The sequence below is a fragment of the Streptomyces sp. NPDC048637 genome (assembly GCF_040650675.1).
Taxonomy (GTDB): Bacteria; Actinomycetota; Actinomycetes; order Streptomycetales; family Streptomycetaceae; genus Streptomyces.
Window position 1 is genome coordinate 154,494 of record NZ_JBEZHQ010000007.1, and the last position, 15,005, is coordinate 169,498.

General features: G+C 68.9%; 16 protein-coding genes. All 16 read right to left on the reverse strand.

All coding sequences use genetic code 11. The annotated features are described in order from the left end of the window. Positions 1–40 precede the first annotated feature (40 nt). On the reverse strand, positions 41–628 hold the full coding sequence (locus AB0C46_RS12725) for a response regulator transcription factor (RefSeq protein ID WP_362827815.1): 588 nt from the start codon (positions 626–628) through the stop codon (positions 41–43). Between the two features lie 544 nt (positions 629–1,172). Then, a complete protein-coding gene (locus tag AB0C46_RS12730) occupies positions 1,173–2,876 on the reverse strand; it encodes a cholesterol oxidase substrate-binding domain-containing protein (RefSeq protein WP_362827816.1) in 1,704 nt (567 codons plus the stop codon). A gap of 216 nt (positions 2,877–3,092) precedes the next feature. Continuing rightward, positions 3,093–3,500 (reverse strand): gas vesicle protein K, encoded by a 408-nt coding sequence (locus AB0C46_RS12735; protein WP_362827817.1) that lies wholly within the window; start codon positions 3,498–3,500, stop codon positions 3,093–3,095. A 181-nt stretch (positions 3,501–3,681) separates the two neighbouring features. After that, entirely contained in the window at positions 3,682–3,876 is a 195-nt protein-coding gene (locus AB0C46_RS12740; protein ID WP_362827920.1) for a gas vesicle protein, read from the reverse strand. Positions 3,877–3,926: 50 nt separating this feature from the next. Beyond that, positions 3,927–4,832, reverse strand: a complete 906-nt coding sequence (locus AB0C46_RS12745; RefSeq protein WP_362827818.1) for a GvpL/GvpF family gas vesicle protein — start codon at positions 4,830–4,832, stop codon at positions 3,927–3,929. Further along, positions 4,829–5,263 carry a gas vesicle protein gene (locus AB0C46_RS12750; protein WP_362827819.1) on the reverse strand — a complete coding sequence of 145 codons (435 nt, stop codon included), beginning with the start codon at positions 5,261–5,263 and terminating at the stop codon, positions 4,829–4,831. The genes AB0C46_RS12745 and AB0C46_RS12750 overlap by 4 nt, the downstream gene beginning before the upstream one ends. A gap of 39 nt (positions 5,264–5,302) precedes the next feature. Further along, complete coding sequence (locus AB0C46_RS12755; RefSeq protein WP_362827820.1) at positions 5,303–6,397, reverse strand: SRPBCC family protein; 1,095 nt, start codon at positions 6,395–6,397, stop codon at positions 5,303–5,305. Continuing rightward, positions 6,390–7,097 carry a hypothetical protein gene (locus AB0C46_RS12760; protein WP_362827821.1) on the reverse strand — a complete coding sequence of 236 codons (708 nt, stop codon included), beginning with the start codon at positions 7,095–7,097 and terminating at the stop codon, positions 6,390–6,392. The genes AB0C46_RS12755 and AB0C46_RS12760 overlap by 8 nt, the downstream gene beginning before the upstream one ends. Before the next feature lie 98 nt (positions 7,098–7,195). Beyond that, entirely contained in the window at positions 7,196–7,453 is a 258-nt protein-coding gene (locus AB0C46_RS12765; protein ID WP_362827822.1) for a gas vesicle protein GvpG, read from the reverse strand. A gap of 20 nt (positions 7,454–7,473) precedes the next feature. Next, entirely contained in the window at positions 7,474–8,187 is a 714-nt protein-coding gene (locus AB0C46_RS12770) for a GvpL/GvpF family gas vesicle protein (protein WP_362827823.1), read from the reverse strand. 3 nt (positions 8,188–8,190) lie between these two features. Then, positions 8,191–8,631: a gas vesicle structural protein GvpA gene (locus tag AB0C46_RS12775; RefSeq protein ID WP_362827824.1), complete on the reverse strand. Its 441-nt coding sequence runs from the start codon at positions 8,629–8,631 to the stop codon at positions 8,191–8,193. A gap of 79 nt (positions 8,632–8,710) precedes the next feature. Beyond that, a complete protein-coding gene (locus AB0C46_RS12780; RefSeq protein WP_362827825.1) occupies positions 8,711–9,019 on the reverse strand; it encodes a gas vesicle protein in 309 nt (102 codons plus the stop codon). A 426-nt stretch (positions 9,020–9,445) separates the two neighbouring features. After that, complete coding sequence (gene grpE, locus AB0C46_RS12785) at positions 9,446–10,078, reverse strand: nucleotide exchange factor GrpE (RefSeq protein ID WP_362827826.1); 633 nt, start codon at positions 10,076–10,078, stop codon at positions 9,446–9,448. Continuing rightward, complete coding sequence (dnaK, locus tag AB0C46_RS12790; protein ID WP_362827827.1) at positions 10,075–11,973, reverse strand: molecular chaperone DnaK; 1,899 nt, start codon at positions 11,971–11,973, stop codon at positions 10,075–10,077. Before dnaK ends, grpE begins: the two co-directional genes overlap by 4 nt. A 384-nt stretch (positions 11,974–12,357) precedes the next feature. Beyond that, positions 12,358–13,440 (reverse strand): type III polyketide synthase, encoded by a 1,083-nt coding sequence (locus AB0C46_RS12795; RefSeq protein WP_362827921.1) that lies wholly within the window; start codon positions 13,438–13,440, stop codon positions 12,358–12,360. 261 nt (positions 13,441–13,701) lie between these two features. Next, positions 13,702–14,910, reverse strand: coding sequence for a cytochrome P450 (locus AB0C46_RS12800; RefSeq protein ID WP_362827828.1), 1,209 nt, complete (start codon positions 14,908–14,910; stop codon positions 13,702–13,704). Positions 14,911–15,005 lie beyond the last annotated feature (95 nt).

Genomic DNA, 15,005 nt, shown 5'->3' on the forward strand with positions numbered 1-15,005 from the left:
CACGGGACCTTGCGACGCCCAAGGGACTACGGGACAGCCCTCAGACCCAGCCGGCCCCCTGCGATATCCGTATGGCGTCCACCCGGTTTCGGGCACCGGTTTTGCGATTGATCGCCGCCATGTAATTGCGCACCGTCCCACTGCTCAGGTGCAGTTCACGGGCGATCTCGGAGACGGAAGCGCCGCCCGCGGCGAGCGACAGCACGCTTAACTCCCGGGGAGTCAGCGGCATGTCGGCGGCCTCGAGGAAATCCGGGGTGAGCGAATGGTCGACATAGCGCTTCCCCGCGGCCACCAGGTTTATCGCGTGCAACAGCCGGGCCGGTGGCGCGTCCTTGTCCACAAAGCCCCGCGCCCGGGCGGCGATGGCCCGGCGCAGGGTGCCGGGCCGGCAGGCGCTTGCCAGGACCAGCAGGGCGCATCCCGGGCCGCCGGGAGGGTCCGCCGAGGCCACCGACCCCGCGCAGTCGACGTCCACGACGCACACCTGCGGCCGGAAGGAACGGGCTCGCCCGGGGGCACTTCTCCAGCAGGCGGCGACCGCGTCGATACCCTCCTCGTCGCGCAACAGCGCGGTGAGCGCCGAGCGCAACAGCCGCGTTTCGTGCACCACCAAGACCCGGATCACGTTCGTCCCTTCGTTTCTGCTTCTGGTGTCTGCCCCCGTTGCCGAACAGCCGCCCGGGAAACAACCCGCGATGCGGCCACAGTTACCCCCATGGGCCCCTGCCGCAGCACATAGTTTCAGCCCCGAACGGTGCCCTGCTGAATTGTCACGGCTGACATTCCCGCCAGATGGAGTTTCACTGGATATGACCGGAAACCGCGTCAGCGTGCCCGGATGCTGCCTCGTTCATTCCTGGTGAGGATGACCGGACTCCACAATTCGCCCGCCGGCCGGTGAGCGCGGTACACCCGTCGGCCGGTGTGCGGGCAGAGCGGACACCGCCGATCGGCGTTCGTCCGGCGGGCGGCGGTGTCGTAGGAACTTCACACACCAAGGGATCGGTTTCCGGAAAGCGCATCTGGGGGCTGACGGAGAGTTCCCGCCATCTTTGTGATGGCCTCGGAGCGGGTTGTTTCCGGCGCTTGATACGGGTGTGACGCACGTGCCGGGTGATATCCGCAGGGGGCGCGCAGAATTACCGCGCGCCCCCGTAGGAAGAGGTCGCTCAGGGCAGCAGGGTGTCGAGGAAGGTATTCGAGAACACCCGCGCCGGGTCATAGGAGTTCAGAGTGTCCCGGGCGGTCCGCCAGCCGTCGAACGCCGCCGGCACGGAGCCGCCCAGCGTGGCAGGATCCCGCCACGGCCCGCTGTCCGTGTAGGCCCAGCCCTTGGACCATTCGGGACGCACGGTCGCGTACGACCCGTTGTAGGTCTGCCAGATCCACTGCTCCAGCTCACGGAAGAACGGGGCCGCGCCGGGCGTGCCGGGGTACGTGGCGAAGTCCAGCCACACCACGGTGTCCCACTCGGGACGGTCCGGACGGGCCCGGGCCGGGGACAGCAGGGGACCGTCGAGCGGGTCCGTACCGGTGATGCGCAGCTCGATCGGCCCATTGACCGGGTAGGAGCCGCGGCCCTGATGAGCCGTCAGCACGCTCTGGTAACGGGAGTAGAAGTCATTCACCACACGCTGCACATTCGCCCGCGAGGTCAGCACCGCCCATCCCGCTTCGACGATCCGGAGGGTGGTGGGTTCGACGTACAGCAGGCTGTTCTTCGACCAGCCCCAGACGTCCCAGGTGCCGGTGACGATCAGACCGGAGCCGACGATGGACATGGCCAGCTTGGTGAAGGCGGGCGTCTTGTCGCCCCCGCCCGCGGCGATCTCCCCGAGCAGCCGCGACATCTCCTCGGTGACCCGGTTGGCGAAGGTGTAGGCGTACGGGGTGTCGATCTGCTTGGCGAACAGCGGCTTGGTGGGCGCCACGCTCCACACCTTCAGCCATGGCACATCGGTGAACGGGAACCAGATCGCTTCGATGCGCCCGGTGCGGTCCAGGTAGGAGCTGATCGTGCGGCCGCCCGTGCCCGGCGGGCCGAAGACGGTGCCCACGTTCACGTCGTACCAATTCTGGCACCGCAGCCGGGTGTTGGCCGCGGCGGTCAGCGTCACCTCGGTGACGAACGCGCGACCCAGGTGGACGAGGAAGGCCCGGATGTCCGGGTCGGAGCGGGCAAAGGTCTTGAGCACATAGCGGCCTTCCGCCGCGCTCCAGACCACGGCGGTGAGCGAGGTGACCAGGGAGCTCAGGGTGCCGAAGCCGGAGCCCGCGGCCGGCTGTTCGGTGGCGGTGGGCACACCGGTGCCGTGGCCGCCGATCGCGAGCACCCCGCCGATGGTGAGATCCCCGGGCGCCGTGGTGGTGGCGAGGCCGAGCCCCGACTCCTCCAGGCGGGCGAGGATCCGGTCGAGGGTCGCCCCCGCCTGCGCGGTGACGCTCCCCGGATTGCCGCCGCGCACACTGACCGCGGTCAGGTGGGAGGCGGTGTCGACGATGACCGTACGGTTGGTGTCGGCCCCGGCGGGCACCACCAGCGGCGACCAGGTGTGGCCCTTGCCCCGGGCCCGTAGCCGATAGCCGTGCTGATGGGCCCAGTTGGCAAGGGCGACCACGTCGTCGGGCGTACGGGCCGAAGCCGTCCAGACCCCCTCGACGACGATCTCCAGCGACCAGTTCCGGAAGGCCTGTTGGGAGAGCGGAATGCCCGCAGGAAAGCCGGGCGGAGGAGTGAGAGTGGCCGCGGCGCTGCCCGCGGGGATGCGATGAGCGGGCTGCAGCCCGGCTGCCGCCGCGAGCCCCGCGACGGCGGCACCGGTCAGTAACGTACGGCGGGTGAGGGAGGTTCTGCGAGCGCTGTCGTCGGACATGGCTGTCCTTCCGGCACGCGGCGCGCCGCCCCGTTGCACCGCGCACGGATCGTAGGGGTGAGACCGTACGAGCGCCCCGGTGCGGTGGGGGTGTGCCGGAAGAGTAGGGTGACGGCCCATCAGTTGCAATGGCCGTGCGGCGGGCGGCGGATGACGGATGACGGACGGCGGATGACGGACGGCGGATGACGGAAGCGGCCGGTCGAGGACTCCGGGTCAGCCGGCGTCCTGGCGCGGCAGCAGAGATCCGAGCGGGCCGAGATCGAGATGGAGATCCTCCATCGTGAGCCCGTAACGCTCACAGAGTTCCGCCATCCGGTCCTGGAGAATCATCAGCGTCAGCCCGACCCGCTCTTCCTGCTCCTCGCTCAGGTCTCCGTGGTCGACGCGGTGCAGCGCGGTCCGCTCCATGAGCTGCCGCAAAAGCTCCACGATCGTCAGCACCAACTTGATGAGATCGCGTTCCACCGTCTCCGGATCGGTCCTCAGCCGCTGGGCGAGAGCGCTGCCCTGCCCCTGCGGCGGCTCATCGGCCCGGGTCGGCAGCAGGTCGAAGGCCCGGGCCGCGGCCTGTGCCACCTCCGCGAAGGCAGGCTCCACGGGTGCGGCCGCATCATTCGTCATGGGGGTATCCCTCGTCATGGGCGATTCTTGTCGGGGGAGCGGAAGCAACTGACAGCCGGCGGAAGCAGCCGACAACCATCGGAAGTAGCCGGCAACCATCGGATGCAACTGACAACTACCGTTCCGGGCAACGGCGTTCCTGTGTGCTGCCGCCACGGCGGTGCCTCACCACGGCAGTGCCTCACCACGGCGCCGGACCGTCGGGTGTGATCGAGCGAATGACGGCCCGCAGATTGATATGCACCAGATCCACATCGGCGATGGACAGCACCACATCTCCGGTGAGCACCGCGCCACCGTTCAGGAGACGGTCCAAGAGATCGATGAGGGCGATCTGCCGCCCCGCGAGAGGCTCTTCCGCGGAGTGGTCCCCCAGGTACGAGACCTCGGAGCATGCGGCCTCATGGGCGTCGGCGTCACTGTGCATCAGGCACTCCGGCTTCCCGCGGGCGGGGCCGCGAAGGAGTACGGGGCCCATGGCCCGGTGACCTCGACGCGTACGCCCGGGACACCGTCGGCCAGACCTGCCAGTGCCCGGTGGAATTCCTGGATACGGTCCGTGGGCACCAGATAGGCCTCATTGGCGATGTTCTCCTCCGCGCCGGACGCCAGTTCACCCTGCTGCGGGCGATGGGCGACCCGGTCCCGGGCAAGGGTGGCCGCCCGGCCCCGTACGTCATCGGCGAGGGCGCCCGCTGCACGGTAGGCGTCGCGCTGCGTCCGGCGTTGGGCCCGGCGCTGCTGCAAGTAGGCCCGGCCGGGGCTGACCGGGGACGCAGCGGGGGCCGGGCCTTCGGGGGCGGGCGGCGGGTCCGTGGCCGCGGCGCGCGGGTCCGCGTACACCTTCACCCCCAGTTCGGCATGGCCGTCGAGCCGGGAGACCAGCGCGTCGAATTCCGCGCCGCGCTCCTCTAGCATGGACCGCACCCGGGCGTCGTCCAGATACACGGTGGCGAGCCGCATCGGCAGCACCGTCGTGCCGGTGTGGGCGGCCTCGACGACCGTGTGGTGGGTACGTGCGATCGCCTCCAGCTCCGTCAGGTTCTCCAGCTGCGCCTTCATGCCCTCCGTGCTGAAGGCATCGGCCGGGACGGAGGAGACGAGCGCCGTGAGGCGGCCGGCGGTGACCGTGCGCAGGCGCCCGTCCCGCAGCCCGGTGAGCCGGGGAGCCGTCGTGTCGAGACCGGTGCCCGCCCGGCCGATGGCGTAGACGTACGAGCGCCACAGGGGACCGGACTCCGGTTGCTCGGTAGGCCGACGGAGCGGCTGCCGCGGGGCTGCGGCAGTCTCCTCTACTCCCTGAAAGTCTTCTCCCTGAAAGTGGCTGTTCACTGCTCCTCCTGCTCCTCCACGTGGTCCGACCGGCGCCCCTCGGAGCGCTGGGGCGGGCCGATCGCCGCCCGCAGCTCGGCGAGCTCGGCGCGCAGCTGCCGGTTCTCCTCGGCCAGCGGATCGCGGCCGGTCTCCGGCGGATGCCCGGCGGGCACCTGCTGTGGTGGACGGGCACGCGACGAGAGCGAGGGGTCGTGCTCCCACCAGTCGATGCCCATCTCCTTGGCCTTGTCGACGGAGGCGACGAGCAGCCGGAGCTTGATGGTCAGCAGCTCGATGTCGAGCAGATTGATCTGGATGTCGCCCGCGATCACGACGCCCTTGTCGAGGACGCGTTCCAAGATGTCGGCCAGGTTGGCGGAGGACTCCTGCCGGCCGTACGGGGACGGACCGGAGGACGGCCCCATACGGCCGGCCAGTGAATCGGACATGATCAGCCTCGTCTGTGCGGTTGGGAGGGTCGGGAGAGGTCAGCGGGCGACGGCGGTCCGGCGGCGCCGGGAGGGCGGCGCCGGCTCGTCCTCGTCGTACGCGTCCTCGTCGTCCGCGTCCCGCTCGTCCGCAGGGACGTCGTCCGCGTCGACGGGCTCCACGAGGTCGTCGTCCTCATCGGCCGGCTCACCGAGTTCGTCGTCCTCATCGTCCTCGTCGACGGGCTCTCCCAGCTCCTCGTCGCTGTCCTCCGCTGCGGCCCCGTCCTCGTCGGCCACGTCATCGTCGTCCCGCTCCGCCTCGACGGCCTCGGCGTGCTCGACCACGACCTCGCCGTCCTGGATCTCGCCCCGCCAGCCGTCGGTGGCCTCGCCGCGCATCATGATGAATTTGCGGTAGAGCTTGAGGTCCAGCCGGGCCCGGCGGCCCTGGGCGCGCCAGATGTTGCCGGTCTTTTCGAACAGCCCCTTGGGGAAGTACTCCAGCACCAGCAGCACCCGCGTCAGGTTGTCGGTGAGGCGATGAAAGGTCACCACACCCTTGACCGTGCCCTTCGCGCCCTCGGTGGTCCAGGTGATGCGCTCGTCGGGCACCTGCTCGGTGACGTTGGCCCGCCAACTGCGAGTGGACTTGGCGACCTTCACCTTCCAGTTGCTGGTGGTGTCATCGGCTGTCTCGACACTGATGACCCCCTTGGCGAACGTGCTGAACTCCTGGAACTGCGTCCACTGGTCGTACGCCTCGCGCACGGGAACGCCCACATCGATGTCCTCGACAATGGTCACGCTCCTGGACTTTCCGCCGCCGCCCTTGCGGCCCTTGCCGAACAGTCCCCTGACCTTGTCCTTCACGGTGTCCTTGAGGTGGGAGGCGCCGACGGCCAGCGCCGCCCGCTGCGGCGACTTGCCCGCACCGAGAGCCGCACCGCCCTTCGCCAGGCTGCCCACCAGACCCCCGGCGCCGCTGCCGGGCTCGGCGAGCTTGCCGACGCTTTCGCCCAGCTTGTGGCCGAGGCTGGTGACGGCGTGCTGTGCCCGTGCCTGGAGGTAGCGCTGCAGCTCCTCCTTGAGCTGGTTGGCCGCCGGGCTCCTGGTCACCTCGTGCTTCACCTTGCGGAACGTGGACTCAGCCATTGCGGCCTCCACGGTCGGCGGCCGTGCGCGCCGCACCGGACGCCTTCTTACGGGCCCCCGAGGCGGCCTTCCGCCCCGAGGAGGCGGCCGGGCGCCCGCGGGACGAGGTGTCGGCCGCCTTTCCCGATGTCCCCGATGTCCCCGAGGTCCCCGACGACCTCGATGCGCTCGCTGCCGGGCGTCGCGGGGCGGCGGACCGGCCGGCGGTGCTCGATTTCTTCGCCGGTTTCGCGGACGGCTTTGTCGCTGCCTTCGTCGCTGCCTTCGGGGGCGCCTTTGCGGACGAGGCGGCGGAGGCCCTACGGCGCGGCGCGGGCTCCTCCTCCTCGGCATCCACAGCGCCCTCGCCCCCGGCGCCCCCGGCGCTCTCGGCGTCGCCCCGTGCCTCGTCCTCGGACGCCCGATCCTCGTCGTCCGCCGCCGTCCGCGGAGCCTCGTCGTCCGCAGCCTGCCCGCCATCGCCGGACAGGTCCCGGCCCTCGGTGAGGGCCGCGGTCCGCTCGTGCAGGGAGTCGGCGAGGCCGGACATCCGCTGGGTGAGCGCGGTGCCGGCCGCCGCCTTCGTGGCGTCCACGAGTTCCCTGCGCACCTGGTCGTTCAGGGGGCCCAGAACCGGCGAGTTGGCCACCAGCGTGCCCAGCTGCTTCGGGTCCAGATTCAGCTTCTTGCCGGCCAGAAACATGCCCAGGCCGATGGCCATCTTCGCTTTCTTTGTGCGCCCCAGCAGGTAGCCCCCGACAAGGGCCACCCCAATCTTGGCGTTGCACATCATCTGTCGTACACCTCCATCTCCCCTGGTCAGGAGTCGGTACGTAGTCGTTGCTGGTGGGCCTCCAGCCACTCCAGCCGGTCCAGGAGCTCGTCCTCGCGGGAGTCGAACTCGTCGGGCCCGATGCTGCCGTCCAGCAACTGCTGTTCCAGCGCGGCCAGTTCCTCGCGGACCGGCGCCGGGTCGTAGTACTCGCGCTCGGCGGTGAGCAGCACTTGGTCCAGGACCCAGACCGTGCCCCGCACCGGGGCCATCGGCAGGGTCAGGAGCTGGGTGACGAGGCCCATGGCCGGTCTCTCCTCATGAGTCAGACGAAGCTGTACGGCGGCAGCGGGCCGTGCAGACTGAAGGTGTAGGTGTCACCGCGCTGCCCGGCCTCCTCATGGACCGCCTCCGAGAAGGCCGCGGCCTTCTCCCGCTCGACGAGGAAGGACGCGTTGAGGAAGTGGCGCTTCGTCGGTTCGACATCCGCAGTGCGTACCGCAGCCCCGGCGAGCCGGGCCACGATGTCCGACCGGGCGCGCTCCTGACGGACCTGCATCTCCTGCGAGATCAGCTCGCCGAGCGCCACCTTGTCGTCGTACGCGCCGGGGTTCTCCCGGGTACGGTCGTTGAGCCGTCGTACCTCGGCGGACTCCCGCATGATCTCCCGCAGCAGGTCGTCTTCGTCGCGCGCCACTTTGAGGTGGTACTCATGGCAGCCGTCGACCTCTTCGAGCCGCTGGAGGTAGCTGTCGCGATCCTGCTCCAGGACGGCGGCCACCTGTTCGTCGTCGGTGCCGACCAGTCCGAAGCGCATCGGCAGGGCGGCACCGTCGGCCAGCAGACGTTCCTGCACGCCCTGGTGGGCCGCCACATCGCGGCGCTTGGCCCGGAGCTGCGGCGGTGCGTCGCTGACCACCGCACACAGGTCCTTCGTGCGGACGGTGCGCAGCTGGGCCGCGGGCTCGCCGACCCCGCCGAGGCCGGACAGCCGCAAGGGGTGGCCGGCCGCGGTGATGGCGTAGAGGTACGTTCCCATGGCTCAGTCCTCCCGGCGGCGTGCGGTGCGGCGATTGGTGGACGCGGACGATTTACGGGCCGGTCGCTCTTCCTCTTCCGCGGAGTCCTCGTGGCCCTTCTGAAGCGATTCGCTGAATGCCTCAACGGCGCCGGTCAGCGCGCCCTTCGACTTTCCTTTGGCGCCGCTCTCGGTCGCCTCACCGACCAGATCGGTGAGCTGGCTCGGTGCCTTGCGGCCGGATTCCAGATCGAGTCGGTTGCATGCCTCGGCGAAGCGCAGATAGGTGTCCACGCTGGCGACGACGACGCGCACATCAATCTTGAGAATTTCGATGCCGACGAGGGAGACCCGCACAAAGGCGTCGATCACAAGCCCCCGGTCGAGGATCAGCTCAAGAACATCGTAAAGGTTTCCCGAACCACTTCCGCTGGTCGCTGCGTTGGATTGCTGAACGGCAGTCACGGTCGATCGTCCCTTCCAGTTGGCTGGAGCGGGTCATGGGGCCGTGTCATGTCGTGGCGGGTGCCGAGCGCCGGCCGACTTATCTGTCGATCTGGCCCCGCCCGTACCGGCGGGTCCGCTCGTATCCCACTAGTTGGCCTTGTTCATCGAGGTAGACGCGATAGGAAGCCATCACACTCGCGGTGTCCGGCACCCTTTCGATCTCCACCACTTCCACGTCCGCCAACCAACCGTCATCGGTGGGCTTGAGTGCCGACACCGAGCCGGGCTCGCATTGGAGCAGTTGTGCAAGTTGCCCGTTGGCATGGCGCATTGCCGTGGGGGCGGTGATCCGCTCCGGTCCGTCGCCGTGTGCCTTTTCGCGTTCCGTGTTTTCCTCGGTCGCCATGATCCCGCCTGTCGTGCGTCGTAGGGCTTTCTGTCGAAGTACGGAGGCCGTTTGCTGGCGGTAGAGGATCGGGTGCCCCTGGGACTCGAACATATGCGTAGTCGCGTGCAGGGGGCGGGAATTGCTTCGCACGGCAGACCGTCTTCGCCCCACAACTCGGGGGTCAATGCATGGGGCGACGCACCGACAACGCGAAGGTCAACGCACCGACAAGGCAAAGGTCAACGCACCGGCAACGCTCAGGTCAACCGCACGGATCGACGGGCAGACCGGCGCAGGCACGAACTCACCGTCGCCCGCCGGGAACACTGCAGGGGGCAGACGAAACCCGACCGGACCCGACCCGACCGGACCCGACCCGATCGGACCGGACCCGACCCGATCGGACCGGACCGACAGGCCAATTCCGAGGTATGGAAGGGGAATTCAGGACCGGTCGTTACGGCCGGCGGGCGGTTCGCCCGCGACGGCCACCTGCGCGGGGCGCAACAGACGGTCGCCGACCCGGTAGCCCAGGCGGAGCACCTCGGTGCACGTGGCCTGCTCCAGCCGGTCGGTGGGGGTGTAGGTGACGGCCTCGTGGATCAGCGGGTCGAACGGGTCGCCCGCCGCGCCGAAGGCCTGCAGGCCCAGAGTCCCGAGCTCGGTGCGCAGTGCCTCGGCGACGCGCTCGAAACCACCGGTCACCTCGCCCTGCTCGGTGGCCTCGGCGAGGGAGTCGAGCACCGGCAGCATCCGGCTCAGCACATTGGCCACCGCGATCTCACCGACCGCCAGCCGGTCGCGGTGCACCCGCTTACGGTAATTGTCGTACTCGGCCTTCAGCCGCTGCAGATCGGCCGTCCGCTCCCGGAGTTCGGCGTGCAGCACCGCCTCCGGTGGCGCCGGCCGCCCGGCGGACTCGTCATCGCCGGACGGCCTGCCGGTGCCCTGCTCCGTCCGTTCGGCCGGGGGACCGGTGACGTCGGGCGGGCCCGGTTCGGGGCGCTCCGCCGACCCGTGTCCGACGAGGGCCAGCGGCGGGTGGGGAAGGCCGTGGACGCGGGGCGGGCGGTTCATCGTGCGCCGCCCTCCTGCTTGTCGTCGTCGACGATCTCCGCGTCGACGACATCGTCCTGCTCGTCGGCGGCGGCACCCGATCCGCCCTCACCGGCAGCGGCGCCCTCGGGTCCCGAGGAGGCCTGCGCGCCCTGGGTTTCGGCGTACATGGCCTGGCCCATCTTCTGGGAGACGGCCGCGAGCTTCTCGGTGGCGGTGCGGATCTCCGCGGTGTTGTCACCGTCGGAGGACTGGTTCTTGAGCTTTTCCTTCAGCTCGGCGGCGGCTTCCCCGACCTCGGTCCTGACCTCGCCGGGGACCTTGTCCTCGTTGTCCTTGAGGAACTTCTCGGTCTGGTAGACGAGCTGCTCGGCCTGGTTGCGGGTCTCGGCGGCCTCGCGCCTGCGGCGGTCCTCCTCGGCGTGGTGCTCGGCGTCGCGGACCATCCGGTCGATGTCGTCCTTCGGCAGCGAGGAGCCGCCGGTGACGGTCATCTTCTGCTCCTTGCCGGTGCCCAGGTCCTTGGCCGTGACGTGCATGATGCCGTTGGCGTCGATGTCGAAGGAGACCTCGATCTGCGGGACCCCGCGCGGGGCCGGCGGCAGACCGGTCAGCTGGAACATCCCGAGCTTCTTGTTGTACGCCGCGATCTCGCGCTCGCCCTGGTAGACCTGGATCTGCACGGACGGCTGGTTGTCCTCGGCCGTCGTGAAGATCTCGGAGCGCTTGGTCGGGATCGTGGTGTTGCGTTCCAGGAGCTTGGTCATGATCCCGCCCTTGGTCTCGATACCGAGGGACAGCGGGGTGACGTCCAGCAGGAGGACGTCCTTGACCTCACCCTTGAGCACACCGGCCTGGAGGGCGGCACCGATGGCGACGACCTCGTCCGGGTTGACGCCCTTGTGCGGGTCCTTGCCGGTCAGCTCCTTGACCAGCTCGGTCACCGCGGGCATCCGGGTCGAGCCGCCGACCAGGATCACATGATCGATGTCGGCGACCTTGATCCCGGCGTCCTTCACCGCATTGTGGAACGGGGTCTTGCAGCGCTCCAGCAGGTCGGCGGTCAGCTGCTCGAACTGGGAGCGGGTGAGCTTCTCGTCCAGGTGCAGTGGCCCGTCGGCCGACGCGCTCAGATACGGCAGATTGATCGTGGTCTCGGTCGCCGCCGACAGTTCGATCTTCGCCTTCTCGGCGGCCTCCCGCAGCCGCTGGGTGGCCATCTTGTCCTTGGACAGATCGATGCCGTACGCGTTCTTGAACTGCTTGGTCAGGTGATCGACGATCCGCTGGTCCCAGTCGTCGCCGCCCAGGTGGGTGTCGCCGTTGGTGGCCTTGACCTCGACGACGCCGTCGCCGATGTCCAGCAGGGAGACGTCGAAGGTGCCGCCGCCGAGGTCGAAGACCAGGATGGTCTGGTCGTTCTCCTTGTCGAGGCCGTAGGCCAGGGCGGCGGCGGTCGGCTCATTGACGATCCGCAGTACCTTCAGGCCCGCGATCTCACCGGCCTCCTTGGTCGCGGTGCGCTGGGCGTCATTGAAGTACGCCGGAACGGTGACCACGGCATCGGTGACGTCCTCGCCCAGGTATTCCTCGGCATCGCGCTTGAGCTTCTGCAGCACCCGCGCGGAGATCTCCTGAGCGGTGTACTGCTTACCGTCGATGTCGCCGCTCTCCGGGAAACGCCACTGCGCCTCGCCCATGTGGCGCTTGACCGACCGCGCGGTGCGGTCGACGTTGGTCACGGCCTGCCGCTTGGCGACCTCGCCCACCAGCACATCACCGCCCTTGGTGAAGCCGACCACCGACGGGGTGGTCCGGGCGCCCTCGGCGTTGGTGATCACCGTGGGCTCGCCGCCCTCCAGCACACTGACCACCGAGTTCGTCGTACCAAGGTCAATACCCACTGCACGTGCCATGGTCTTCTCCTCACCTTGCGGCCCGTTCGCGGAACGGCCCGCGTAGGCCTCCTCACCTGCTGATATGGGGAGCAAGCCGCCTACTCATCTGCATAGAACGCACTGACACGCATGTCAAGATATTCCTATTCAAGGCAAAAGTTTGGTTTGCGCCAACCGCTGCCACGCCCCCGCCGGCGACTGCCGCCGGGTGATCCCACTCCCGGCACCCCTGGCCGCGCCGCGGCACCTCCCGGGGCGGCACGGTCCGGTCGCTTCCCGGGCCGCCGCACTGATGCGGGCCCGATCGCTCCCCCAGGGGAGTGAGGCATCGCGGTGCCGCGCTGCACGGGCACCCGCGCGGTGCGCCCGGCGGATCACCGTCCGGGCGCACCGCGCGGGGGCTCACGCCGTGCCGGCAGGAGTCGAGGACCAGGTGCCGAGGGCCATCTCGGCGGTGATGCCGGGACCGAAACCCGCCAGCAGACCGCGCTGGCCGTCGACGGCCGATGCCTCGTCGAACATCCTCGCCAGGGCATCGAGCACCACGCCGCTGGCGATGTTGCCGTACTCGGTCAGCGTCGCGCGGCTGAAGCGGAACGCCTCGGGCGGCACCTCCAGGAAGTGGCACAGGTCGTCGAGAATGCGCGGCCCGCCCGCGTGGACGATGTAGAAGTCCAGTTCGCCCGCGTCCCACTGGTGCTGCTCCGCGATGGCGCGCAAGGCCGGGGCGAGCGGCTCCATGGTGCCGGGCACGCGCTTGTCCAACTGGAAGTGGAATCCCGTGGCCCGCACCGCGTAGGAGATCCAGTCCTCGGTGTTCGGGATCAGGTACGAGCTGTTGCGCTCCAGGCGGACGCCGGTGCCGCCGTTGCCCCGGACCACGGCGGCGGCGACCGCGTCGCCGAACAGCCCGTTCGACAGCAGCGATCCCACACCGAGATCCGTGGGCTGGTAGCACAGCGAGCAGAACTCACACGCGACGATGAGGACGTTGGCGTCGGGGTATGCGGTGCAGAAGTCGTGCGCCCGGTTGATCGCGGCGCCTCCTGCGGCACAGCCGAGTTGGGCTATCGGCATCTGCCGGGTCTCGGACCGGAAGCCGAGGGTGTTGATGAGCCATGCCGTCAAGGACGGCATCATGAAGCCGGTACAGGAGACATAGATGATCAAGTCGATCTGCTGTGGCTCCAGTTCGGCCTGGTCGAGCGCCTGGCGCACCACGGCGGGGACGCGGGCCTTGGACTCCTCCTCGTAGACCGCGCTGCGGGAGTCGAGCCCGGGGTGCTTGAGCACCTTGTCGATCGGCTGGATCAAATGCCGTTTGCGTACACCGGTGTGCTCGATCAGGCGGAGCACGAGCCTCAGCTGCGAATGATCCTTGTGCAGCCGTCGCGCGAGTTCGAGGGTGTCCTCCTGGGTGATGACGTATTCGGGGACCGCGATTGCAGGTTTGCACAGAACCGCCATGGGATGGGCTCCTTGCAGACTTGTGGACCGCTCAGGGAATTCGCTGATTTCCACTTTCGGATCGCTGCCGGCCGGTGGTGTCCGCCGCGACAACCTGCCCGAAGTGCGGGCAAGTTGGCCAGGGCGGGAATCGGCGGACTGAAGTGCACGACCCTCGGAGAGAACTGTGAGCGGGCCATCCGTCGAAGAATGAACTCTCCCCGTGCAGGTGGATCTTCTTTCCGACTAGTAACCGTACGCCAGAGAGGTGACTTCTGCATTCCGCGGCGTTGGCCACTCTTACCAGGCGACCGGCAGCTCCAGCGGATATCGCCAGATCGAGGTCGTATTCCAGCGCACTTCCTCGGCCGGCTTTGCCAGCCTGAGCTCGGGGAAGCGCTCCAGAAGGGCGCCGAGGGCGACTTCCAGCTCCGTGAAGGCGAGCGGGGCGCCCAGGCAGTGATGGCCACCCCAGCCGAAGGTCATGTGGGACGGCCGGTCCTCGCGTTCCAGATCCAGCTCGTCGGGCCGGTCGAACTTCCGGCCGTCCCGGTTTGCCGTCAGGTACGAGACGTGCACGATGTCCCCGGCCCGGATCGTCACCCCGCTCAGCTCGACGTCCTCAGTGGCGACGCGGGGGATACCGACGCCCTTACGGAAGGGGATGAACCGCAGCAGTTCCTCCATCGCCTGCGGGAGCATCTCGGGCCGGGCCCGCACCATGGCGAGTTCCCTGGGCCGGGTGAGCAGGGTGTAGGCGAGGTTGCCGATCTCGTAGGTGGTGGTGTCCTGGCCGGTGATGAGCAGCACCATGGCGAGGACCGTGAGTTCCTGGTCGTTGAGGAGCTCGTCGCCGTCACGAGCGGTCGCCAGCGCGCTGATCAGGTCGTCTCCCGGGTGCTGGCGCCGCTTCGCCGTCAGCGTCTTGAAGTACGCGCGCATATCGGCCTTGGCGCGGACGGCGCTGTCCCGGTTCTCGACGGTGACGTTCATCATGGTCCGTGCATGCCCGCGCAGTTGTGCGCGGTCGGCCTCGGGGATGTCGAGGACCTCGCAGATCGTCGTCAGCGGCAGCGGAGACGCCAGGCTCTCCATCAGGTCGGCCGGAGAGCCCTGCGCGGTCATCCGGTCCAGCAGGTCGTCCACGACGTGCTGCGTACGGGCCCGCATGCGTTCGACGTCACGCGGGGAGAACGCCTTGGAGACCAGGCTCCGCAAGCGGCTGCTGGCCGGCGGGTCCATCACGTTGATGGCTTCGTCCTGCACGATCGGCTCGGGTGTCATCCGCGGGAAGTCCCGGCCGATGATGGCACTGCGGCTGAAGCGCCGGTCGGTCGTCACCATGCGCACATCCTCGTACCGGGTCACGAGCCAGGCCTCGCCCTCCCCGTAGGGCAGCTTGATGCGGGCGACCGGTTCTTCGGTCAGCAGACGCTGGAGCGTCGGATCGAATTCCAGTGCCTCGGCGTAGTCGAACGGGCAGTTCCACACGGTAGCGCCGGGTTCCATAATGAGCTCCCGAAGTCAGAGATGACGAGTGGATTCACCGCCTGTGAAGGCAGAAATGAGGCGCACGTACGCGTACGTACCAGGCCGTCAGCCAG

Excerpts from the sequence above, each read along its gene's own strand:
- AB0C46_RS12730 (WP_362827816.1), bottom strand. The coding sequence starts at position 2,876 with ATGTCCGACGACAGCGCTCGCAGAACCTCCCTCACCCGCCGTACGTTA.
- AB0C46_RS12735 (WP_362827817.1), bottom strand. The coding sequence starts at position 3,500 with ATGACGAATGATGCGGCCGCACCCGTGGAGCCTGCCTTCGCGGAGGTG.
- AB0C46_RS12750 (WP_362827819.1), bottom strand. The coding sequence starts at position 5,263 with ATGTCCGATTCACTGGCCGGCCGTATGGGGCCGTCCTCCGGTCCGTCC.
- AB0C46_RS12755 (WP_362827820.1), bottom strand. The coding sequence starts at position 6,397 with ATGGCTGAGTCCACGTTCCGCAAGGTGAAGCACGAGGTGACCAGGAGC.
- AB0C46_RS12760 (WP_362827821.1), bottom strand. The coding sequence starts at position 7,097 with ATGGCCATCGGCCTGGGCATGTTTCTGGCCGGCAAGAAGCTGAATCTG.
- AB0C46_RS12765 (WP_362827822.1), bottom strand. The coding sequence starts at position 7,453 with ATGGGCCTCGTCACCCAGCTCCTGACCCTGCCGATGGCCCCGGTGCGG.
- AB0C46_RS12770 (WP_362827823.1), bottom strand. The coding sequence starts at position 8,187 with ATGGGAACGTACCTCTACGCCATCACCGCGGCCGGCCACCCCTTGCGG.
- AB0C46_RS12780 (WP_362827825.1), bottom strand. The coding sequence starts at position 9,019 with ATGGCGACCGAGGAAAACACGGAACGCGAAAAGGCACACGGCGACGGA.
- grpE (WP_362827826.1), bottom strand. The coding sequence starts at position 10,078 with ATGAACCGCCCGCCCCGCGTCCACGGCCTTCCCCACCCGCCGCTGGCC.
- dnaK (WP_362827827.1), bottom strand. The coding sequence starts at position 11,973 with ATGGCACGTGCAGTGGGTATTGACCTTGGTACGACGAACTCGGTGGTC.
- AB0C46_RS12800 (WP_362827828.1), bottom strand. The coding sequence starts at position 14,910 with ATGGAACCCGGCGCTACCGTGTGGAACTGCCCGTTCGACTACGCCGAG.